Annotated in this window: 22 protein-coding genes; 11 read left to right on the top strand and 11 right to left on the bottom strand. The window is 72.6% G+C overall.

The genetic code is table 11. The features are described from left to right. The first annotated feature begins 33 nt into the window (after window positions 1-33). Window positions 34-1614 carry a CoA transferase gene (locus IE307_RS00560; RefSeq protein ID WP_229904250.1) on the top strand — a complete coding sequence of 527 codons (1581 nt, stop codon included), beginning with the start codon at window positions 34-36 and terminating at the stop codon, window positions 1612-1614. Continuing rightward, window positions 1611-3242, top strand: a complete 1632-nt coding sequence (locus IE307_RS00565; protein WP_268250326.1) for an AMP-binding protein — start codon at window positions 1611-1613, stop codon at window positions 3240-3242. The genes IE307_RS00560 and IE307_RS00565 overlap by 4 nt, the downstream gene beginning before the upstream one ends. Here the strand turns inward: IE307_RS00565 and IE307_RS00570 are convergent. From IE307_RS00570 to IE307_RS00585, 4 genes are read right to left on the bottom strand one after another with little or no spacing between them, the layout of a single operon-like run. Further along, on the bottom strand, window positions 3232-4002 hold the full coding sequence (locus IE307_RS00570) for a metal ABC transporter solute-binding protein, Zn/Mn family (protein WP_191295450.1): 771 nt from the start codon (window positions 4000-4002) through the stop codon (window positions 3232-3234). The two genes, IE307_RS00565 and IE307_RS00570, sit on opposite strands and share 11 nt — an antisense overlap. Window positions 4003-4005: 3 nt before the next feature. Continuing rightward, a complete protein-coding gene (locus IE307_RS00575) occupies window positions 4006-4809 on the bottom strand; it encodes a metal ABC transporter permease (RefSeq protein ID WP_191295451.1) in 804 nt (267 codons plus the stop codon). Then, a complete protein-coding gene (locus tag IE307_RS00580) occupies window positions 4806-5441 on the bottom strand; it encodes an ABC transporter ATP-binding protein (protein ID WP_191295452.1) in 636 nt (211 codons plus the stop codon). The genes IE307_RS00575 and IE307_RS00580 overlap by 4 nt, the downstream gene beginning before the upstream one ends. Before the next feature lie 44 nt (window positions 5442-5485). Next, window positions 5486-6085 (bottom strand): sigma-70 family RNA polymerase sigma factor, encoded by a 600-nt coding sequence (locus IE307_RS00585; protein ID WP_191295453.1) that lies wholly within the window; start codon window positions 6083-6085, stop codon window positions 5486-5488. A gap of 19 nt (window positions 6086-6104) precedes the next feature. Between IE307_RS00585 and IE307_RS00590 the strand changes: the two genes are divergently transcribed. The 3 genes from IE307_RS00590 (at window position 6105) to IE307_RS00600 (ending at window position 8144) form a co-directional block, all read left to right on the top strand. Further along, window positions 6105-6677: a hypothetical protein gene (locus tag IE307_RS00590; protein WP_191295454.1), complete on the top strand. Its 573-nt coding sequence runs from the start codon at window positions 6105-6107 to the stop codon at window positions 6675-6677. Between the two features lie 127 nt (window positions 6678-6804). Beyond that, on the top strand, window positions 6805-7554 hold the full coding sequence (locus IE307_RS00595) for a zf-HC2 domain-containing protein (protein ID WP_229904251.1): 750 nt from the start codon (window positions 6805-6807) through the stop codon (window positions 7552-7554). Between the two features lie 23 nt (window positions 7555-7577). Continuing rightward, the gene (locus tag IE307_RS00600) at window positions 7578-8144 is read left to right on the top strand and encodes a copper resistance CopC family protein (protein WP_191295455.1); all 567 of its coding nucleotides are present in this window, start codon (window positions 7578-7580) and stop codon (window positions 8142-8144) included. On the opposite strand, the gene IE307_RS00605 is transcribed toward IE307_RS00600, so the two are convergent. From IE307_RS00605 to IE307_RS00625, 5 genes are read right to left on the bottom strand one after another with little or no spacing between them, the layout of a single operon-like run. Continuing rightward, the gene (locus tag IE307_RS00605) at window positions 8141-9106 is read right to left on the bottom strand and encodes a GlxA family transcriptional regulator (protein WP_191295456.1); all 966 of its coding nucleotides are present in this window, start codon (window positions 9104-9106) and stop codon (window positions 8141-8143) included. The genes IE307_RS00600 and IE307_RS00605 overlap by 4 nt on opposite strands. After that, complete coding sequence (locus IE307_RS00610) at window positions 9096-9926, bottom strand: ABC transporter ATP-binding protein (protein ID WP_191295457.1); 831 nt, start codon at window positions 9924-9926, stop codon at window positions 9096-9098. The genes IE307_RS00605 and IE307_RS00610 overlap by 11 nt, the downstream gene beginning before the upstream one ends. Further along, on the bottom strand, window positions 9923-10993 hold the full coding sequence (locus tag IE307_RS00615; RefSeq protein ID WP_191295458.1) for a FecCD family ABC transporter permease: 1071 nt from the start codon (window positions 10991-10993) through the stop codon (window positions 9923-9925). Before IE307_RS00615 ends, IE307_RS00610 begins: the two co-directional genes overlap by 4 nt. Before the next feature lies 1 nt (window position 10994). Further along, window positions 10995-11987, bottom strand: coding sequence for an ABC transporter substrate-binding protein (locus IE307_RS00620; protein ID WP_191295459.1), 993 nt, complete (start codon window positions 11985-11987; stop codon window positions 10995-10997). Window positions 11988-12001: 14 nt separating this feature from the next. After that, on the bottom strand, window positions 12002-12616 hold the full coding sequence (locus tag IE307_RS00625; protein ID WP_191295460.1) for a DJ-1/PfpI family protein: 615 nt from the start codon (window positions 12614-12616) through the stop codon (window positions 12002-12004). Window positions 12617-12867: 251 nt separating this feature from the next. On the opposite strand from IE307_RS00625, the gene IE307_RS00630 reads away from it, so the two are divergent. Beyond that, on the top strand, window positions 12868-13329 hold the full coding sequence (locus IE307_RS00630) for a hypothetical protein (protein ID WP_191295461.1): 462 nt from the start codon (window positions 12868-12870) through the stop codon (window positions 13327-13329). Window positions 13330-13339: 10 nt separating this feature from the next. Here the strand turns inward: IE307_RS00630 and IE307_RS00635 are convergent, their stop codons facing one another. Continuing rightward, window positions 13340-14122, bottom strand: a complete 783-nt coding sequence (locus IE307_RS00635) for an MBL fold metallo-hydrolase (RefSeq protein WP_191295462.1) — start codon at window positions 14120-14122, stop codon at window positions 13340-13342. A gap of 91 nt (window positions 14123-14213) precedes the next feature. On the opposite strand from IE307_RS00635, the gene IE307_RS00640 reads away from it, so the two are divergent. After that, complete coding sequence (locus IE307_RS00640; RefSeq protein ID WP_191295463.1) at window positions 14214-14816, top strand: TetR family transcriptional regulator C-terminal domain-containing protein; 603 nt, start codon at window positions 14214-14216, stop codon at window positions 14814-14816. Between the two features lie 6 nt (window positions 14817-14822). On the opposite strand, the gene IE307_RS00645 is transcribed toward IE307_RS00640, so the two are convergent. After that, entirely contained in the window at window positions 14823-16628 is a 1806-nt protein-coding gene (locus tag IE307_RS00645; protein ID WP_191295464.1) for a glycoside hydrolase family 2 protein, read from the bottom strand. Between the two features lie 189 nt (window positions 16629-16817). Here IE307_RS00645 and IE307_RS00650 point away from each other — a divergent pair, with 189 nt between their 5' ends. From IE307_RS00650 to IE307_RS00665, 4 genes are all read left to right on the top strand, one after another. After that, window positions 16818-17393 (top strand): hypothetical protein, encoded by a 576-nt coding sequence (locus IE307_RS00650; RefSeq protein ID WP_191295465.1) that lies wholly within the window; start codon window positions 16818-16820, stop codon window positions 17391-17393. Between the two features lie 9 nt (window positions 17394-17402). Then, window positions 17403-19043 carry an AbeC-like domain-containing protein gene (locus IE307_RS00655; protein WP_191295466.1) on the top strand — a complete coding sequence of 547 codons (1641 nt, stop codon included), beginning with the start codon at window positions 17403-17405 and terminating at the stop codon, window positions 19041-19043. Between the two features lie 14 nt (window positions 19044-19057). Then, complete coding sequence (locus IE307_RS00660) at window positions 19058-19420, top strand: hypothetical protein (protein ID WP_191295467.1); 363 nt, start codon at window positions 19058-19060, stop codon at window positions 19418-19420. Between the two features lie 138 nt (window positions 19421-19558). Further along, a complete protein-coding gene (locus tag IE307_RS00665) occupies window positions 19559-21142 on the top strand; it encodes a glycoside hydrolase family 76 protein (protein WP_229904252.1) in 1584 nt (527 codons plus the stop codon). The last annotated feature ends 84 nt before the right edge of the window (window positions 21143-21226 follow it).

The raw sequence follows: 21226 nt of genomic DNA on the forward strand, positions 1-21226 counted from the left end.
AACCCGGATGGCTCTGCGTCCGACCTTTGAGTCATGACGGAAGCCACAGCAGTGCAAGTCTCGGCCCTGGACGGCGCGACCGCGTCCGTCTCGGGCACGAGCGCGGCGGCACGCCTGATGCGCGCTCATCTCCGTGCCCTGGGGGCGGAGGTCGGCGGCGGCTCGACGGAGCACGCGGCGGAGGCCGTTGTCGTACTGCGCAACGGGGACCGGCACGAGGTGGTGGTCGACTGGGCCGGACCGGTGACCGTCCCCGGCCTGCGCGACGAGGCGACCGTCCAGGCCGCGTGCGGTGTGATGCACGTGCACGGCAGGAGTTCCGGTTCGCCGCGCGGCATCGGCGTGGACTACTGCGGCACGGCAGCGGGCGTTCTCGCGATGACCGGGTTGCTGGCGGCAATCCTGCGCGGTGAGCCACGGGTGCGGACCAGCGTCGCCGAGGCCGCGTTGCTGACGATCTCCCAGTACCTGGCGGCGGCCGGCGCGGACGAGGCCGAGGCCGTCGACCTGCGGCCGGGTGGCCCGCCGTTCGTCAGCGCGGACGGGGTGCGGTTCGAGGTCGAGGCGCTGGTTCCCGAGGTGTGGGCGGCGTTCTGGACGGCACTGGGCACCGGCGCCGTGCCGGTGCGGGACGGCTGGAGGCCCTACCAGTTCCGCTACGCGACGGCGACCGCCCCGATCCCGGACGCGCTGCACAAGGCAACCCGTGGCGCCACCTACGCGGAGATCACCGAAGCCGCCGCCATCAGCGGTGCAAGCGTGTGCGCGTTGCACAGTCCGATCGAACCGATCGCCGGCCCGTGGCGCATCGAGCCCACCGGTGGTCACACGACGCGCGACGGCACGGACCTCGTGGTCTACGAGGCCGGTCGGCGCATCCAGGCGCCGATGGCCGCACACCTCCTGGGGTTGTTGGGCGCCAAAGTGATCCGCGTCGAACCACCGGGCGGCGACCCGTTGCGCGGCATGCCGCCGATGTCGGGCGACACCTCCGCACGCTGGCTCGCGCTCAACCGCGGCAAGGGCGCCGTCGAGATCGACCTGAAGGACCCGGCCGACCGGCAACGGCTGCGCGACGCGCTGGCGGACGCGGACGTGTTCCTGCACAACTGGGCTCCGGGCAACGCCGAGAGGTGGCGGCTCGCCGCACCCGACCTCCCCGGCGGCATCGTCTACGCGTACACCTCCGGCTGGGGCGGTGGCGCGCTGCCGAACGTCCCGCTGGGCACCGACTTCATGGTCCAGGCCCGCACCGGGCTGGCCGAGCTCGTGCGTCCGTCCGATGAGGACCCCGCGCCGTCGCTCATGACGCTCGTGGACGTGCTCGGCGGACTGGTCGGCGCCGAAGCCGTGCTCGCGGGCGTGCTCACCCGGAGGCTGACCGGCCGTGGCGTCGCCGTCGAGAGCAGCCTGCTCGGCGCCGCGAGCGCGTTGCTCGCCGGTCAGAACGGCCGCCCCGCACCAGGTTTCCGCGTTCCCGCCGACGGCCGCGTCGGCGGTGTGGACGTGGCCGGCGATCTCGCGGCGCTGCTGGGTGATCCCCGCTTCGCCGCCGTTCTGGGCCGCGACGACCGCGGCTGTCCCGCACTCGGTTCCCCGTGGAGGTTCTCGTGACGCTCGCCGCACCCCTCGCCGTGAAGCACCTGGCCGACCTGGTGCCGCACGAGGTCCGGCGCTCGTGGGCGGCCACCGGCCTCTACCGGGACCGCGACCTGTACTCGTTGTTCAGAGAGCACGTGCTCGCCGGTCCCGGCCGCACCGCGATCGTCGACGCCGACGGTGATGTCAGCTACGCCGAGCTCGACCTCATGGCCCGCTCGCTCGCCGTCGGCCTGGCGGGCATGGGGGTCGGGCAGGGCGACGTCGTCGGGATCCAGCTGCCCAACGGCAGACTCGCCTGCGCGTTCGACCTCGCGATCGCCGCGCTGGGCGCGATCGCGCTGCCCTACCCGGTCGGTCGCGGTGACCGGGAGGCGGCGAGCCTGCTCAGCCGTTCCGGCGCGGTCGCCGCGGTCACCACGACGTTCTACGGCGACTACCCCTGCGCGCAACGCACTCGCGCGCTGGCCGGTGAGCTGCCCGACCTGCGCACCGTCATCGCGGCGGGCGGCGGTCCGGTGCCGGCGGGCTGCGTGCCGGTGACGGCGTTGCTGGCAGCCGACCCCGCGCGGTTCGAACCGGACTCCCCCGATCCCGACGGCCCGGCCCGGATCCTGGTCACCTCCGGATCCGAGGCGGCGCCGAAGATGGTGCTGTACTCCCACAACGCCCTCGTCGGCGGTCGCGGCCGGTTCATCGGCGAACTCGTCGGCGACAGCCCGGATCTGCGGAACTTCGTCATGGTCCCGCTCGCGTCGTCCTACGGCAGCAACGGAACCTCGGTCACCCTGGCGGTGCACGGCGGCACTCTCGTGCTGCTGCCCAAGTTCGACGTCGTGAAGGCGCTGGCGATGATCGAACGCGCCCGGCCGACGCACGTGCTGGCGGTGCCCACGATGCTGCGGATGATCGTCGACTCCCCCGACCTGGCCCGGTTCGACACCTCGAGCCTGCGGGTCGTGGCGCTGGGCGGTGCCGCACTCGACGCCACCACGGCCGCACGTGTTCGCGAGACGTTGGGCTGCAAGGTGGTCAACGTCTACGGCTCGGCCGACGGCGTCAACTGCCACACCGCGCTCGACGACCCGCCCAGTCACGCCGGCACCGCGGGCCGTCCCAACCCGACGGTGGCCCGGCTGCGGATCGTGGACGACTCGCTGCGCGACGTCCCGCCCGGTGAGGTCGGCGAGATCGTCTCGCTCGGCCCGATGTCCCCGCTGTGCTACGTCGGCGCACCGGAGCTCAACGAGCGCTACCGCACCCCGGACGGCTGGGTGCGCACCGGCGACCTCGGCCGCATCGACGCCGACGGCTACCTGCACGTCGTCGGGCGGCGCAAGGACGTGATCATCCGCGGTGGCCTGAACATCAGCCCCGCGGAGGTGGAAGCCCTCATCTCCACCCACCCCGCCGTGCGGGACGTGGTGTGCGTGCCAGTGCCGGACGAGGTCCTGGGCGAACGACTGTGCGCGTGCGTCGTGGCCGATCCCGTGCCGGCGCTGGAGGAACTGACCGCGCACCTGGCGGCGCAGGGCCTGGAGCCGCGCAAGTTCCCCGAACGCCTGGTCGTGGTCGACGCGCTCCCGCTCGGCGCGGCGGGCAAGGTCGACCGCCGCGCCGTGCAGGACCTCGTCAGGCCTTGAGCGCTCGGGTGATCTCCTCGGCGTTGGTCTTGAAGACGCCGAGGAGGTCCAAGTCCTCACCGGGGTAGTTCACGATCTTGACCTGCTTCGCCGACGAGCCGGGAAGCACCGTGCCGGTGGACATGTGCACGTTGTCGAACACCAGGTCCGGCTGCTTGCCCGACAGCTCGGCGAGTTGGCCGGGGGTGACCGGCTGCGGGCCGAACGTGCCGACGACCTCGGCACCGGTGATCGCGGCCATGTAGGCGACGAACGCCTGGCTCACCACCTTCGGCGCCCTGCCGCCGGGGAACGCCCCGCCCACCTGCGTCTTGACGTCGGCCAGCGTGGTGTCGAACTTCTTCAGCCACTCCTGCGCCGCGGCCGTCGTGCCGAGCAGGCCGCCGAGCCGCAGCACCTCGGCGCGCACCACGTCCGGCGCGTTCTCGAGCTTGACCGCCTCGACCTTCGCCGACCCGCCCGCGGCCTCCTTCAGCTTGCCCGCGAACCCCTCGAACTCCGCGTACAGCACCAGATCAGCCCCGGCCACGGCAGCGAGGTCGGACGGCTTGGGGTCGTAGTCGGCGGCGTGCGCGACGGTCGCCGGCACGACGACCTTCACGTCGGTCGCGCCCGCGGCCCTGGCCAGCGCGGCCTCCCACGCCGTGGCCGCGACGACCTTCCTGCCCGCCGGGGCGTCCGGGGTCGCCGCGGTCGGCGCGCCGCCCCCGCAGGCGGTCAGCGCGAGCACCGCGCCGAGCACGACGAGCTTGATCTTCACGGGTCAGGTTCTCCTCATCGGTAGCAGCTGGGCGAGCAGGGCGATCACGCCCGCCAGCAGGACGAGCACCGGACCAGGGGGCTGGTCCAGCGCGAGTGCGAGCAACAGGCCGGCCACGGCCACCACGAGCCCGATGCCGATGGACGCGACGACCATCCCGGTCAGCCCGCGCCCGATGCGCCGCGCGGCCAGTGCGGGCAACAACGTCAGCGCGTCCACGAGCAACGCGCCGGTCAGCTTGATCGCTCCGGCGATCGACACCGCGATCACCACGAGCAGGGCCGCGGTCAACGGACCGGTGCGCACGCCCGAGCAGGCGGCGAGCTCCCGGTCGTGCAGCAACAACGACAGATCCCTGCGGCGCCACCAGAAGAGCGCCGGGATCACCACCGCCAGCACCCCGAGCACCACGAGGTCGGCCGGCCGGGTGGAGAGAATGGATCCCCACAACAACTCGAAGGCACCGTTGGCGTTCACGCCGGAAATCGACAAAACCAGCAACGCCACGGCGATCGCGAGACTCATCAACAGCCCCATCGCACCCGACAACCCGGCGGAGGTCGTGGCGAACGGCGCGAGCCCACCACCCGCCAGCGCGCACAGCACAAGGGCCCACAGCAAGGGATCCGTGCCGGTGAGCAGACCGATCGCGCTGCCCAGCAACGCCACGTGCATGATCGCGAACCGCACCGGGTAGATGTCGAGGCCGACGATCAGCACCCCGACCGGAGGCAACGCGACCGCACCGAGCAGCAGGCCGAAACCCGCGCGCTGCACCGGAACCAGCGCCAGCAACTCCGCGATCACGCGACGTCCCGCAGCCGTCCGGCGGCCATCTCGACGACCCGGTCGCACGCGTCGGCCACGGCACGGTCGTGGGTGGCCACCAGCAGCGTCACCGGCAACCCGGTGAGAACGGCGGCGGCCTCCTCCTGTCCCGCGAAGTCCAGTGCCGCGGTGGGTTCGTCGGCCAGCAGCATCCCCGCCCCCGCGGCGACGGCACCGACCGCACGCGCGAGCCACGCCCGTTGCGCCTGCCCACCGGACAGGGTGTGGACCCCGCGCGACTCCATCCCCGCGAGCCCCAGCCGTGCGGCGGCTTCCCGCGCCGCCTCCCCGTCACCGCTGCTGTCGAGGAGTTCGCCCAGCAGCAGGGGAAACCGGCCGGTCGACCGCAACTGCGGGATCCACGCCACCTCGCCGCGGCGCTTGCGCCACTGCGCCGCCGTCGCCGCCCGCTCGCCGCCGACCTCGACCACGCCGTCGGAGACGGGCTGGAAACCCAGCACCGCACGCAGGAGTGTCGACTTGCCGGAACCGTTGGTGCCGATGAGCGCGACCCGCAGACCGGCGGGCACGTCGAGGTCGGCGGAATGAACGGCGGAGTGCCTGCCGTAGCGGCAGTGCACTCCCTCGAGCAGCAGGGACAACGCGGTCACGTGCTACAGGTCGTTCACCCGGCCGGGGTAGTTCCCGGCGAGGCTCAGCCGGTTTCGCTGGCGTCGCTCCCGGTGGCCCTGACCAGGTCCTCACGCGCTCGCGCGACACGGGAGCGGATCGTCCCGATCGGGCAGCCGACGACCTCGGCCGCCTCGGCGTAGCCCAGCCCGAGCACCTGCGTGAGCACCAGTGCCTCGCGCCGGTCGGGCGCCAGCGCGTCGAGCAGCAGGTTGAGTTCCACGACACCGGTGAAGCCGGACGAGCCGCTGTGCCCCCGGTCCGCCGCCTGCACCCAGTCGACGTCCGCGGACACCCGAGGCCTCGACCGCGCCATCCGCACCTGGTCGATCACGACCCGCCGGGCGATCGACAGCAGCCACGTCGTCGCCGAGGACCTCGCCTCGAAGTTGCGCAGGCTCGGCAGCGCGCGCAGGAACGTCTCCTGCGTGAGGTCGTCCGCCACACCGACGTCCTCGAGGTGCGCGACGAAACGCCACACGTCGCGCTGGGTGGCCCGCACGAACCGTTCCAGGGCGTCGCGGTCACCCTCCCGGGCCTGCAACGCCCAGCGGGTCACCTCGTCATCGGCGAAGTTCACGATTCCGAAGCGTAACGGGCGGAAGTTCGGGAACTGACCGGCCATTCGGACCGACTACTGGAACGTGTCCTGTCACTCCGTCCGCGAAGCGCTCTCGGTCCGCCTCGGCGGTGAGCACGAACCCGTGCCCGCCGCCGAGGTGGTCGCGCACCTCGGCACGTGCGCGGACCGCGCCGGGTGGCTCGTCCGGGCACCGGCCCTGACCAGGGCGATCCGGGTCAGGCAGGTCCACCGGGTCGACGCCGTCCTCTCGCCGCACGACCCGTCGTGGCGGCGCGTGGCGCTGGGCGCGGCCGGTGTGACGCAGCTCGCGCTCGGCGTAAGCCTGCTCCACGCGGCACTGCGCGCCGAACGGGCGGCGGGCCTGCTGCCGGCGCCGGGGTGGTCCGTCGGCGTGCTCGCCGTTCTCCCGGCAGCCGACCTGCCCGGCGGCGCCGCAACCGTCTCACGGGCCGCCTCCCGCCTGCCCCCGGTCGTCGCCCTCGTGGTGCGGCGCGAACACCAAAACCGACCGGCTCCACACCGTCCGAGGGTCGGCGGACACCAGTTCTCCGGCGGCAGCAACCGTCCGGGCACACCACCCGGCTCGCCGGGCGGGCGTCCACGGCTGAGCCCGGTGGTGAGCCGGGCCGCATGAGACGTCACATCGGCGTGGTCATCCCCACAGCGCCGATGTCCACCGCCGCGACACCCGCACCGGGCCACGTGCCCGGTGCGGGTCCGCTCCGAACCGCTCGCAGATCACCGGGAACCAAGTGGGCGCCATGACCGACAATGTGAACGTGGACTGCAGCACCTGCCGCGAAGCCCTGTCCGCGCGACTCGACGGGGAAGACGAGGGCGTGCCCGCCGCCGAGGTGGACGCGCACCTCGAGACGTGCGCGGACTGCCAGGAGTGGCAGGAGACCGCCACCACGCTCAACCGCACCCTGCGCGTGCGGGCGGCGACCCCCGTGCCCGACCTGACCGCCGCGATCCTCGACGCGGCTCCCCCGATCATCCCGCCCGCGCCCCGCGGCTGGCTGCCCAGGACGGTGCTGGGCGGCGTCGCCATCGCCCAGCTCACCCTCGGCCTGGCCCAGGTGCTCGGCACCGGCTCGTCCGCGCACGGCGACCACGCCACCGGCGTCGACAGCAGCCACCTGTTCAACGAGAGCACCGCCTGGAACCTCGCGCTCGGGCTGGGCCTGCTCTGGACCGCGCTGCGCCCCGCCGCGACCGCGGGCATGCTGCCCGTCACCGCCGCGTTCGTCGCCGTGCTGATCCCCTACTCGGCCAGCGACCTGCTCAACGGCACCGCCACCGCCGGCCGCGTCCTGTCCCACTCCCTGTTGCTCGCGGCACTCGCCCTGCTGGCGCTGACGCACTTCCGCGACCGGGGCCCCGGCGGACGCACGACGTCTTCTTCGGACAGCGACACCACCGAAGACTCCTCCGAGTCCTCACGCCGTGAGGACAAGCACCGTGCCCGCCGCGTCCGGCTGCGGCCGGTGAGCCGGCGCGACGTCGCCTGATCCCGTTCGAGATGAGGACGTCGATGCCCTTCCGGCGCACGGCCGCGGCTCTGCTGCTGGCGTTCGTGGCACTCGGCTCCACGGCCGTGCCTGCCTCGGCGCACACCGAGCTCAAGAGCAGCGACCCGGCCAAGGGTGCGGCCATGCCCGCCCCGCCGCAGCAGGTCCAGCTCACGTTCAGCGAACCGGTCACGCTGCCGGCCGACGCGATCGCCGTGACCGGGCCCGGTGGTGTGAAGTGGACGGTCGGGCAGATAGCGGTGACCGACGCCGTGGTCACCGCTCCGGTCACCGCGACCGGTCCCGCCGGCGCTTACGCGATCGCCTGGACGGTCATCTCCGCGGACGGCGACCCGGTGAGCGGCACGATCGACTTCACCCTCAGCGCACCAGCGACGACCACAACTACGACAACCGTGCCGGCCACGACGACCACCACCGCCACGTCCAGCGTCACGCCCGCGGCTCAGGTCCAGGACGACTCGGGCGGCGTGCCCGCCTCGGTGTGGATCCTCGTCGCGGTGCTGGTCGCCGCGGGCGTCGGCGCGGTGCTCTTCCTGCGGCGCAGGGTAACCGCCTCGCCGGACTAGCCCGGCTGCCGGAAGGTCTGCCGGTACCGCTGCGGACTCGTGTGCAACGCCCGGTCGAAGTGCGCGCGCAACGCCGTCGCCGAACCATGACCGCTGCGCTCGGCCACCACGGGGATGGCCAGGTCGGTGGTCTCGAGGAGCTCCCGGGCGAGCTGGAGGCGCTGGCGGGCCAGCCAGTCCAGCGGAGTCGTGCCGGTCTGCTCGCGGAACCGGCGCGTCAGGGTGCGGGTGCTGAGGTTCGCGTGCCGGGCGACGTCGGTGAGGGTGAGCGGAGCGCAGGCCCGCTCCCGCATCCAGGCCAGCGTCGCCGAGAGCGTGCCGCCGGTCGTGGGCGGGGGCGGCGGGATGAACTGGGCCTGGTCGCCGTCGCGGGTGGGCGGCATGACGACGGCCCGCGCGGCGGACGCGGCCACGGCGGCGCCGTAGTCGCGGCGCACGAGGTGCAGGCACAGGTCGAGGCCCGCGGCGACGCCGGCGGAGGTGAAGACCCTGCCCTCGCCGACGTACAGGGCGTCGGCGTCGACCTCGACGTCCGGGTGGCGGCGGGACAGTTCGGCCGCGGCGGCCCAGTGCGTGGTCGCGCGGCGGCCGGACAGCAGGCCCGCCTCCGCGAGGGCGAAGGCGCCGGTGCAGATGGACACCGTCCGGGCGCCTCGGGAGGCGGCGGAGCGGAGCAGGTCGGTGACCTCGGGCGGGATCGTGCGGGTGCGCGTCACCCCCGGCACGACGATGGTGCCCGCGTCCTGTGCCGCGTCCAGGCCGTGCGGGGCCTCGATGCGGTAGTAGCCGACACCGCCGGCCGTGGCCGTCACCGACGGGGCGGTGCCGCAGACCCGCACCTGGTACGGGTAGTCGCCGCCGGGCAGCCGGGTGAGGCCGAAGACCTGGCACGGGATGGCCAGGTCGAAGCCCACCACGCCGTCGAGGGCGAGCACGGCGACGACGTGCGGGTCAGTCGGCATCGGCGCCGACCCCGCTCAGCCGGCGGGTGCGGCAGCTCCAGTGGCACGCGTCCGGGCACACGCAGCGCGGCCGCAGGACGAACCGGGCGGTCCCGTCGTCGTGGTGCACGGTGGCGTCCACGCCGAACACCTCGCCGATGGTCTCCGGCGTCAGCACGTCGGCGGGAGGCCCGCAGGCGACCAGCCGGCCGTCCTGGAGCACCGCCGCGGTGTCGGCGTACGCGGCGGCGAGGTCGAGGCTGTGCAGGGCGGCGAGGACGGTGACGTCCAGGTCGCGGACGAGCTCGAGGAGGTCGAGCTGGTGGCGCAGGTCGAGGTGGTTGGTGGGTTCGTCGAGCACGAGCAACCGCGGCTGCTGGGCGAGCGCGCGAGCGAGCAGCACGCGCTGGCGTTCGCCGCCGGAGAGCTCGCCGACCCGGCGGCCGGTGAACGCCGTCAGCCCGGTGCGGTGCAGGGCCTCGTCGATCGCCTCGTGGTCGGCGCGGGTCAGCCGGTCGAACAGGCCGAGGTGAGGGGTGCGGCCCAGGGCGACGGTCTCGGCGACGGTGAACTCGAACCCGGTGTGCTGCTCCTGCATGAGCACGCCGATGTGCCGTGCCGTCCGGGCCGCGGGGACGGACCACAGGTCGTGGCCGTCGAGGCGGACGGTGCCGGAGTCGGGGCGCCGCGCCCGGTAGACGGTGCGCAGCAGGGTGGACTTGCCGCTGCCGTTCGGGCCGACCAGCGCGGCGAACTGTCCGGAGTGGACGGTCATGCTGACGTGGTCGAGAGCCGGTCGGCCGCCGAGCGCCACCGAGACGGAGTCGAGGTCGAGTCTCATGCGTTCTCCTGGGTGGCGAGGCCGCGGGCCCGCATGACGAGCAGGAAGAACGGCACGCCCAGGAACGCGGTGAGGATGCCGATCGGGAGCTCGGCCGGTGCGATCAGGATCCGGGCCGCCACGTCGGCCCACAGCAGGAACAACGCGCCGAGCAGCGCGGTGACCGGCAGCATCCGCCGGTGGTCGGCGCCGACGAGCATGCGCGCGAGGTGCGGCACGATCAGGCCGACGAACCCGATCCCGCCCGACACCGCGACGACCGTGCCGGTCAGCAGCGTGGTGAGGACCAGCAGGTACCAGCGGAGCCTGGTGGCGTTGACGCCGAGAGCGGCGCTGGCCTCCTCGCCGAGGACGAGGGCGTTCAACCGGCGTGCGCGGATCATCAGCAGCACGGCCACTGCGGCGACGACGGTGGCCGTGACGGGCAGGGTCTCCCACCGGGCGCCGGACAGTCCGCCGAGCATCCAGAAGATGATCTGCTGCTGCGCGGCGGAGGAGTCGGTGCGGGCGAGCATGAACGAGGTGAGCCCGGCGAACAGGTGCCCGAACGCGACACCGACCAGGATCAGCCGCATCGGCAGCAGGCGGCCGCGGTGGCGGGCCATCACGAGCACGACCGCCATCGCCGCGGTGGCACCGGCGAACGCCGCCGCCGGCAGGGTCAGCGCGCCGAGCACCGCCGCCCCCGTCGTCAGGACCAGCACCGCTCCCACCGACGCGCCGTGGGACAGGCCGAGCAGGTACGGGTCCGCGACCGGGTTGCGCACGACGCCCTGCACCACGGCACCGGCGAGAGCGAGCCCCGCGCCCACGACGGCTCCGAGCAGCACGCGGGGGAACCGGATCCGCCACACGATCAGGTCCGCGGCGGCACCGGTGTCTCCCCCTCCGCCCAGGTGGTGCAGCAGGATGCGCGCGACCTCGTCCGCGGGCACGCCGACCGGGCCGACCCCGGTGGCCAGCAACGCCGACACGACGAGGACGGCCGCCAGAGCGGTGAGCAGGACCGGATAGGGCACGGCGTGCCGCACGGGCGACGCGCGGCGTTCGTCGAGAGCGGTGGTCATGTCAGCCGGCGTGCAGGGCGTTCGCGAGCTGTTCCAGGCCGTCGACGTTGAGCGGGCTGGGGAACGACACCAGGTACTGCGAGGTCGAGATGATCTTCCCCTGCCTGCCGGCGGTGGTGTTCGCCAGCAACGGGTTGGCCTTGACCGCCGCCACCAGTTCCTGCCCCTTCAGCTTCGCGAACGTGTAGTCCGTGATGACCCACACGACCTGCGGGTCGCGCTGGACGACCTCCTCCGGCGAGATCTCCGCGTGCATCGACGAGACGTCGGAGAAGATGCTCTCGCCGCCCGCCAGGGAGATCAGGGCGTGCGCGATGGTGCCGGCGCCCGATGTCTGCAACGGCTGCCCCGCCACCGGGTTGTCCTGCAACACCAGCACCTTCGGCTTGGCACCGGAGGTCTTCGCCGCGACCGCCTTCGCCCGTCCCTCCAGCTCCGCGACGAGCTGCTCGGCGCGTTCGCCCACCCCGAAGACCGCGCCGAGCTTGCGCACGTACTCGTAGGTGGGCGCGAGGTCGGTCAGCGCGGCACGTCCGCTGCCGGGTCCGCGCAGGCAGGAGGTGAGGCCCTTGGCCCTCATGGTGACGAGGTCGGCGTCCTTCGGGCTGCCGGACGGGCCGCCGAACGACTCGAAGCTGGTCAGCACCAGGTCGGGCTGCTGCGCGGCCACCACCTCGGTGACCGGCACCCGTTCGGCGAGGACCGGGATCTTCGCCAGCCGTTCCGCGTGCGGCGCCTGGTCCGCGCTGAACGGCGCCGGAAACCCGGTGCCCACGATCTTGTCCGCCACCCCGAGCCGCACGAGTGTCTGCGCGGCGTAACCGTCGAGCGTCACCACCCGCTCGGGCGTCTTGTCGAACGTGACGTCCTTGCCTGCGCAGTCCTTCACCGTGACCGGTCCACTCGGGACGGACGCCGGCGCGGCGGACGGGCTCGCCGTGCCGCACGCCGCCAGCGGCAGCACCGCGGCCAGAACCAGAACCGCTCGTCTCATCGGGCCGTTGCTCCTCATCGCCGCACACCTGCTCCAGCCCCGCGCCACAACGGTTCGCGGCGCTCGTACTCCATGGCGCGCTGCACCAGTCCCGACGCGTCGGGGCCGCGGAACCTCTCGACCAGCCACAGCGCCAGGTCCAGCCCGGACGTGACACCGCCGGCCGTGACCAGGTCACCGTCGTCGACCACGCGCGCGTCGACGTGCACACCGCCCGCCGCCACCAGATCGCCGACCGCCCGGTGGTGCGTGGTGCACGGCCTGCCGGTCACCAGACCGGCCGCCGCCAGCAGCAACGCGCCCGTGCACACCGACGCCAGCACCAGGTCCGGGCGCACGGCCCGCGCCAGCGCGGCCGGCAACCTGCCGTCGGCGATCTCGGCGCGCACACCCGTGTTCTCGCCCGAGGCGTAACCGCCACCGGGCACGATCAGGACGTCCGCCTCCTCAGGCGCCCAGGGCTCCGGGTGCAGCGGCAGCCCACCCCGGGTGGTCGCCGCGGACCCGCTCGGCGCGGTCAGACGCACTTCGACGCCGAGCCCGGCCCGCGCGGCCATGCCGAGCACCGAGAACGGCCCGACGACGTCCAGGTCGTCCATGCCGTCGAAGACGACGATGTGGACCCGCAAGACCAGCCTCCCCTACCGCCGGTGACGATGGACGGCGCCAATGGTCACCGTCCGGGCACGGCACGAGGAAGTGGCCGCGAAGCCAACATCCGCCCGGATCTCGCCACCACGACGGGCGCATTCCAGCTCGTCCCACCCCAGTAGTCGTCGGAGGGCCCCGAGGAGTTCCCGGGCGTTCGTCCACCCCGGACGGTCGGGATTCACCTGTACGGACAGGTCCGGGCCGGGCCATCGGACGGAGATCCACCAATATGATCGTCCGCATCATGGGCGAACCCGCGGACGACCCGGCAGGCGACGGCGACGCCGTCATCGACGACCCACTCCTCACCACTCCGGTGGCCAGGCTGATGGCGCTGGCGATGGAGACGAACGTCCGCGTGTTCGACGTGCCCGCGGCGCGCAGCCTGGGCCTCGCGGGCCTGGTCGGCGTGGGCTCCGACGGCAACGGCGACCCGAGGTGCTCGATCGGGCTCACCGACGACCTCGACGACGACCTGCGCGCCGACGTGCTGGCGTTCGGCATCGCCGTGCTCGTGGGCACTCCCGAACTCCTCGACGAGAGCCCGGACGGCGTCCTCGGGATCGGCCGGGAGCGCCTCGACCAGCACGAGAGCGGCCCCGGCAACCTGGCCTGGCACATCCTGCAGACGTGCGGGCGGGAGTCGCCGTCGACGACGTTCCGGCTGCTGGTCATCCAGCCCGACCAGTAGCCGAGTGCCGTCAGAGGGCCAGGTCCAGCCACTCCCCGACGGCGAGCACGTGCGCGCGCTGCCCGGCGTGCCTGCGGAACTCCCCCTCCGGATCGCCCACCTCGACGTAGCCGGGCAGCTTGAACGGCTGCTCCGCCTCGTAGTGCATCGGCACCGCGTACCGGGCGCCCAGGACCTCCGCCGCCGCCGCGGCCTGGAACGGGGTCATCGCCGCGGCCACCGGGCTCGGCGGCTGCAGGTGCGGTGCGTCGACCACCGCGCCGTTGGCCGGCACGAAGACCGCGTCGAACGGGCTGAAGCGGCGCGCGACCAGCCACCACCAGCCGTGGAACATCGTGTCGCCGCCGTGGAAGACGCGCTGGCCGTCTGCCTCGACCACCCAGTTCAGCTGCGGGTCGCCCAGCCCGTCGACGGACGGCACCGCCGTGACCCGGAAAGGCCCGAACTCGCGCACCGACCACGTGTCCACGACCTCGACGGCCAGCCGCCGCTCAGCCAGTTCGCGCTCGCTCAGCAGGGTCGCCACGTTGTCCACGTCGTCGCCGTGGCCGGGCGCCGGGCGCAGCACCGGCGCTCCCGCGGGCAACGCCTCCGCGAGCGCGGTCGCGTCGGTGTGGTCGCGGTGCAGATGGGTGACCAGCGCGGCGGTGGCCTGCCCGCTCGGCGCCACCAGCCCGATGCCCGGCTTCCAGCCCGTGAAGAGCGGTGACAGGTCCAGCACGTGGTCGATGAGCAGCCTCCTGCCCGCCGCCTCGACCTCGAGACCCGCCCAGCCCAGTCGTCGTACTCGCACTTCGCACTCCCTCGTCGCGGTCTGTGCGGCGAAGTTAGCGTACGACCGTTCTCCAAATCAATAGCGAACGCACGTACGCTATTGTTGTACCATGTCACCGCGTCGCTCCGCAGCCGAGGCACTGGTCACCCGAGCCCGGATCCTCAGCCGCGCCGCCGCGATCGCCTCGGAGGAGGGGCTGGACGGCATCACCATCGGCCGCCTCGCCGACGAGCTGGAGATGAGCAAGTCCGGTGTGCACAAGCACTTCGGCACCAAGGAGACGTTGCAGATCTCCACTTTGGACAAGGCGTTCGTCGACTTCTGGCACCAGTTCGTCGAGCCCGCGCTGACCGAACAGCCCGGTTTGCGGCGCCTGCGCGTTCTCTGCGACAACTCGGTGCGCTACCTCACCGAACCGCTGCTGCCCGGCGGGTGCCTCGTGACGGCGTCGCTCAGCGAGTACGACGGCCGCCCCGGCGCGGTCCGCGACGCGGTGGTCGAGGTGTGGTCCCGCTGGCAGGAGCAGCTGCGCGCCGACCTGGTCGTCGCGGTCGAGCGGGGTGAGCTTCCCGGGCGCTTCGACGTCGAGCAGGCGCTGTTCGAGATCCTCGCCGCCGGTTTCGCGCTCAACGCCGCCATGCAGCTGCAGCACGACCAGGCCGCTCCCGGGCGTGCGCGCCTCGCCATGGAACGTGCGCTCAGTCAGCCCTGAGCCGGGTCATTCGCCGCTCGCGCTGCGCTTCGCCTGCCGGTACTCGCCGGCGACCTCCTCGACCGGGATCGCGGCGGCGGGGCGGGTGTTGATCCGGCGCACCTCGTCGACGGGCAGCTTCGGCAGCCGGTCGGCGGTGAGCAGGCCGTTGGTCTCCTGCAGCGTGTCGGTGAGCTGCGTGTAGCAGAACCCCGCCACCGCAGGGCTTTCGAGCAGCGCGGACGTGAGTTCGTCGTAGCGCTTCAGCAACGCGTCCGCGTCCGCGAGCGTCGCGTAACCGTGCCACTCCTCCCCCGCCTGCGGGGTGAAGCTCAGGCCGCCGTACTCCGACAGCATCACCGGAACGCCCGGCACGCGCCCCTCCAGCAGCAGGCGCCGCCCGGCCGGGCCTGATCCGGCCAAAGTGGACTCGACGCGGGCGGCGTCCCCGTAGCGGGACAGCAGTCCCGCGGCGGTCGGGGTGTAGTCGTGCAGGCCGTAGATGTCGCTGACCGTGTGCTCCCAGCCGTCGTTCGAGATGACCGGCCGGGTCGGGTCCAGCGCCTTGGTGAGGTGGTACAGGGCCGTCGCCAGCGCCCGTTGCGCGGGGTCGGTGGCGATGTGGTCCACGCCCCAGCTCTCGTTGAGCGGAACCCAGGCCACGACACAGGGATGGCTTGCGTCGCGCCGCACGACCTCCGTCCACTCGCGACTGAGCCGGGCGGCCGACGTCGCCGAGAACGCGTAGGTGCTCGGCAGTTCGCCCCACACGAGCAGGCCGAGCCGGTCGCAGTGGTGCAGGAACCGGGGGTCCTCGACCTTCTGGTGCACCCGGACGCCGTTGAACCCGAGTTCCTTGACCAGCCGCGCCTCGCGGAGCAGGTCGTCGTCCGACGCGGCCAGGTGCGTCCGCGGCCAGTAGCCCTGGGCCAGGACCATCCGCGGGAAGTACGGCGCGTCGTTGAGCGTGAAGCGGCCTTCGCGGACACCGACCTCGCGCAACCCGAGGTAGCTGTGCACCACGTCGGTCCCCGTCGCGCCGGAGAGCTCCAGATCGGCGTCGATCAGGACGGGCCGTTCGGGGGACCACAGCAGCCGGCGGAGCTCCTGGCGGTTCTCCGCGGCCGGCAGGGTGATCGTGAGCCGGGCGCGTTCACCGCGCACCACCACCGACTGCTCGGCGAGCACCTCGTCGCCCAGCCGCAGCCGGACGTCGAGCCGGTGGCCGTCGGGCACACCGCCGAACCCCGCCTCCAGGTCGACCACCCCGTCGAACGGCCTGGGCGTCCAGCGCACCGAGTCGATCCACACCCGCGGCACCCGCTCGAGCCACACGGGTTGCCAGATCCCAGTGGTGCGGTGGTACCAGATCTCGTGCGGCTCGGCCCGCCAGTCCTGCTTGCCCCGCGGCTGGTGCGGGTCGTCGCGGTCCTCCGCCCGCACGACCAGCACCTGCTCGTCGCCGTCGTGCAACGCGGCGGTGACGTCGGCGGAGAACGGCGTGTGGCCACCCTCGTGCGTCGCGACCAGCCGCCCGTTGACCCAGACCGACGCGCGGTGGTCGACGGCGCCGAAGTGCAGCAGCACCCGGTGCCCGTCCGCCTCCGCCGAGAACGTGCGGCGGTACCAGACGACGGGGTGCGAGCCCGTGTCACCGATGCCGCTCGCCGCCGACTCCGGCGGGTAGGGCACGGTGATCGTGCGGTCGAACACCGCCCCGGCCGCGTGCCAGTCCTCGTCGAGACCGGCCTCGGCGTCGTCGTGGGCGAACTCCCACTCGCCGCACAGGTCGGTCCAGGTCGCCCGCGTCAGCTGGGGACGGGGGTGGGTCATCGGTGAGCTCCTCCGGATCGCGGCTCAGTGGGCAGCGCGCTTCCTCTGCCACGTTCCTACCACGCGGCGGACCAGCGGGCGGACCAGAGCCGAACGGCGACCGCCTGCACCTGATCGGCGGCCTGGCCCGCCCACTCATACGCCAATCGGCCGTCGCAGCGAAACCGTTGGAAGATCTAGGTTTGCGGGGTGACAGGGCAGGGGGAACCCCACTTACCGCGGTTGTTCGAACCCGGCGTCGCCGTGCTGCTCGGCTTCGTCGTGGTGGTCGGCAACCCGTGGCTGGACCTGCAGGTCGCGCTGGCCGACTCCGGCTCGGCTCTCCGCGTCGTCTCCGTGCTGTTCTCCTACCCGAGCTGGCACGTCGACCTCGACAGCGCCGGTCCGTTCTTCTTCTGGTTCGCGAACCTGCGAACGGTGCTGTTCGTGGCGCTGGCCGTCATGGGACTGTCGAGGGTCTCCCGATGGGTGAGCGAGGCGGCGGGTGGCAAGGGTCTGTTCGTCACCACCGTGGGACTCACGACGCTCAGTGCCGTGGTCTCCGGGATGGTCGCCTCGGTGGCGGTGACGGTTCTGCTCGACTCGCGGGAGACCGGGCCCTACCTCCTCGACGGCCAGCCGGAGGAGTTCTTCCTCGTCCAGCTCAGCACGTCGGCCGCGTTCGGCGTGCTGTTCGGCTCCGTCCTCGGCGCCGTCGTGGCCCTGCGGCGCCGGACGCCGGCGAGCCGCGAGCGCCGTGTCCACGCACCGAAGTCGTTGTGGTGAAGGGGATCGATGAGCCAGCCGACCGCGTTCTCCCCCGACGACACGACCCGCTACCTGTGCGTCGCGGCCCGGACCGACGAGAGGTTCGCCGACCGGATGACCAAGGCGCTGCTGCACGACGACCTGCACGCCGCGGCGCCGTCGGTCGGCTTCTCGGTGCGCCCCGTGCTGGCGCACGCGCTGGCCGGGATCCGGCAGCGCCGGGTGCGGGACTGGTGCCTGCTCGTGGCCACGGCACTGGCGCTGGTCATCTCTCCACTGTGGACCCTGCTGGCGTTGCTGGTGGTGCTTCCGATCGCCGGTGGCCTCGCCCGGCGCGCCGGTGAGTCCCGCCGGCTGCGCGACGTCGTGGTCGCGCTGGTCACGCTCGCGGTGCTGCTCCTGCTGGCCGTGTCCGTCGTGTCCGCGCTCGGCAGCGCCCCGGCGCCGACGCGCAGCCGTCCGCGGCCGGAACCCCCGGTCGACGACTGGCTGGTCGGCCTGCCGTGGCTCGCGCTGTTCCTCGGTCTCGGCATGTACGCGCTGATGGTGTGGAGCGAGTGGCAGACCCGCCAGACGTTGCTGAGCGACCTCACCCGAGCCGCGTTCCACCCGGAGGCGGCGCCGCCGCTGCCGCCGAGCCAGGCGTGGTTGTCCGACCGGCTGGCGGCGATCGACGAGGCCGAACGCGGCAACGTGACCGTCTACGACGGCTTCACCCCGTTCATCGGGCACGGCTCGCTCGTGTCCACGTGGTCGTTCGCCCTGCCGTCGTTGCGGCGCGACTCCGACACGGAGAGCGTCGTGCCGCTCGACGCCGTCGACCTGGTGGCCCACGTGCGGGACCGGCTGACGGGCATCGGCGTGCAGCCCGACGAGCTGCCAGGGCTGTTCCTCACCGAACGGGCCTTCGTCAGCGGCAACGCGCTCACCATGCACCCGTCGCTGCTGCCCGAGCGCGACCAGGCACCGCGCCAGCACCTGCCCGCCGAGGACCTGGCCCGGCTCGCCGCACGCCCGCACGGCTCGGCGCGGCACTACCTCTGCGCCCAGGTCCCGTCGTGGGGCGGTGAGGTGGTCGCCAGCACGTTCCTGCACTTCTCCACCGACGGGCGACTGCTCTACCTGCAGTGCGACCGGACGGTGCTGGGACCGTTGTGGCAGCAGTACCACGACGTCGACCGGATCAGCCCGGTGCTCACGGCGGGCGCGGTCGGCCGCATGCTGGCCAGGGCGGCGAGCGGGCTGGCCGGCGCGGTGCCGCGCGCTCCCTTCCGCGTGGTGCGCGACCTGACCTCCCACTGGCGCTGGCAGCGACACCGCACCGTCGAGCGGGCGATCGCCCAGCAGGACCTCGGTTACAGCTACGGCGCCCGGTTCAGCGTCCGCGAGGAGGCCACGGACACGAACTATCACAACTACTTCCAGAAGACCGACGCCGCCAAGCACCTCAAGCTGATCGAACGGCACGTGCTCGCCGCGCTGCTGGACTTCCTCGACGAGCGCGGCGTGGACACCACCGAGTTCCGCAACCGCCAGATGACGATCCTCAACCAGGGCGTGATCCAGACCGGCGGTGTCAGCAACGTGGGCAACCAGGCGATCGGCAGCGAGGCCACCGCCACGGCGCACTTCGCCACGCCCGAACCCGCCTCCGGAAAACCGTCGTGACGCAAGGAGAACCCATGCCGGAGAGCTCGCCGAACTACGGGATCCAGCAGTCCGGCGGGGTGAGCAACGTCGGCAACCAGGCGGTCGGCCAGCACGCCCGCGCGATCAGCCACGGCCTGCGGTTCACCGCCTCACCGGCGACCACCGAACTCATGGCCGAGCTGAAGGCGTTGCTGGAACAGCACCGCGCGGAGCTCCCCGACGAGGTGGACGACGCCGCCGGGGAACTGGAGGACGAGCTGGACTCGCCCGAACCCGACCGCGGGGTGATCGCACGGGCCCTCGAGCGGATCAACAACATGGTCAAGCCCGTCGCCCCGCTGGTCGAGACCGTCGGCGAGCTGAGCAACGCGGTCGAGTCGGCGTTCGGCGCCTGACACCTCTCCCCGTACCGGCCATGACAAGAACTTGGCCGGTCAGAAGCGTTGACGCCCGGAACGGCCGAACCCTAACCTGAAATTTGAGAGCGCTCTCACGCATTCCCCCGAGCCGCCCACCCTGCACCGGGAGGTCTCATGCTGAGAGCTGCGCTCCTCACGTCCCTGATGGTGTCCGCGACCGTTCTGGCCGTTCCCCCCGAGTCGACGGCCGAAGCCCCGCAGGTGGTCCGGTCCACCGCGGACTGCGACTACTACTGCGACGACCGCGATCCGTCCCTTCCCCTGAGCGCACGTCGCTCCGCCCATCGGCCGGGCACGAGCGCGCCACCGACGACCGCCGGTCCGCCGTCCACGGGAAGCGTCCCGCCGGCCGCGGCGGCCGTGATCTGCAACAGGCACTGCGACGCCCGCGATCCCGCGCTCGCGCCCGCGGACCGCCTCGCCCAGACCGTCTCCGTCGCAGGACGCCAGATCTCCCTGCGCTTCAACGACACCGACGCGATGGGCTGGGCGGTGGTCTCCTCCGCCCAGCAGGGGGACGAGGTGTGGCTGGACCGCTCGTTCGACGCCGGCGCCACCTGGGGTTCGGGATCCAGGCTCGGCAACACGGCGGCTCCCGCGGGCTTCGGCACGTGGCGCACCACGATGTTCAACGTGGACGACTGGGCCGGGCTCGGCGTCGGTCTGCTCCGGGCCTGCGGACGCCCCGCCGGTTCGTCCTCGATCGCGTGCACCAGCTGGTACCGCACGACCTGGAACGCCGGTGAACGCCGTACGGCCGCCGCGACGGCACTGATGGAGCGCTACAACCTCGGCACCGGCCTGTTCGACACGACCGGGTGGTGGAACTCGGCCAACGCCCTCACCGCCGTCATCGACAACATCCGCGTGACCGGGATGAACAGCTACCGCTACGCCATCGCCCGCACCTACGACCTCAACCGCCAGGCCTGGCAGGGCAACTTCATCAACGACTACAACGACGACATCGCCTGGTGGGGCCTGGCGTGGCTGGCGGCCTACGACCTGACGGGCGACAGCAGGTACCTGAACACCGCGAGGGCGGGCGCCGACCACATGTTCCGGTACTGGGACTCGGTGTGCGGCGGCGGGATCTGGTGGAGCTCCGGCAAGAACTACAAGAACGCGATCGCCAACTCGCTGTACGTCCAGCTCAACGCCGCCCTGCACAACAGGATCCCCGGCGACAGCACCTACCTGCAGCGCGCCAGGGCCGGCTGGACCTGGTTCCTCAACAGCAAGATGATCAACAGCGCCAACCTGGTCAACGACGGCCTGACCTCCTCCTGCGCCAACAACAACCAGACCCCGTGGAGCTACAACCAGGGCGTCCCGATCGCCGCTCTCGTCGAACTGCACCGGGCGACCGGGGACGCGAGCCTGCTCACCAAGGCCAGAGCCCTCGCCGACGCCTCGACCACCAGCGCCTTCCTCAACCCCGGCGGGATCCTGTTCGACGACGGCGGAGGTGGCGACGTCCCGTCGTTCAAGGGCATCTACGTCCGGGGCCTGGCCGCGCTGAACCGGGCGCTGGCGGACCGCCCGTACACCTCCTACCTGCGCCGCCAGGCCGACACCGCCCACGCGAGGGACCGCTCCAGCGCGGACGCCTACGACCAGCCGTGGGCGGGCCCGTTCCAGCGCAGTGACGCCGCCCGCCAGCACAGCGCGGTGGACCTCATGAACGCCGCCGGTTAGCCGCACCGCGGCGAGGTCTTCGAACGGTCCGGCACGTGGTCGAACGACCACGTGCCGGACCTCCGGCGCCGGTAGGGTCGTCCA

The organism is Lentzea cavernae (assembly GCF_014653695.1).
GTDB classification, from domain to species: Bacteria; Actinomycetota; Actinomycetes; order Mycobacteriales; family Pseudonocardiaceae; genus Lentzea; species Lentzea cavernae.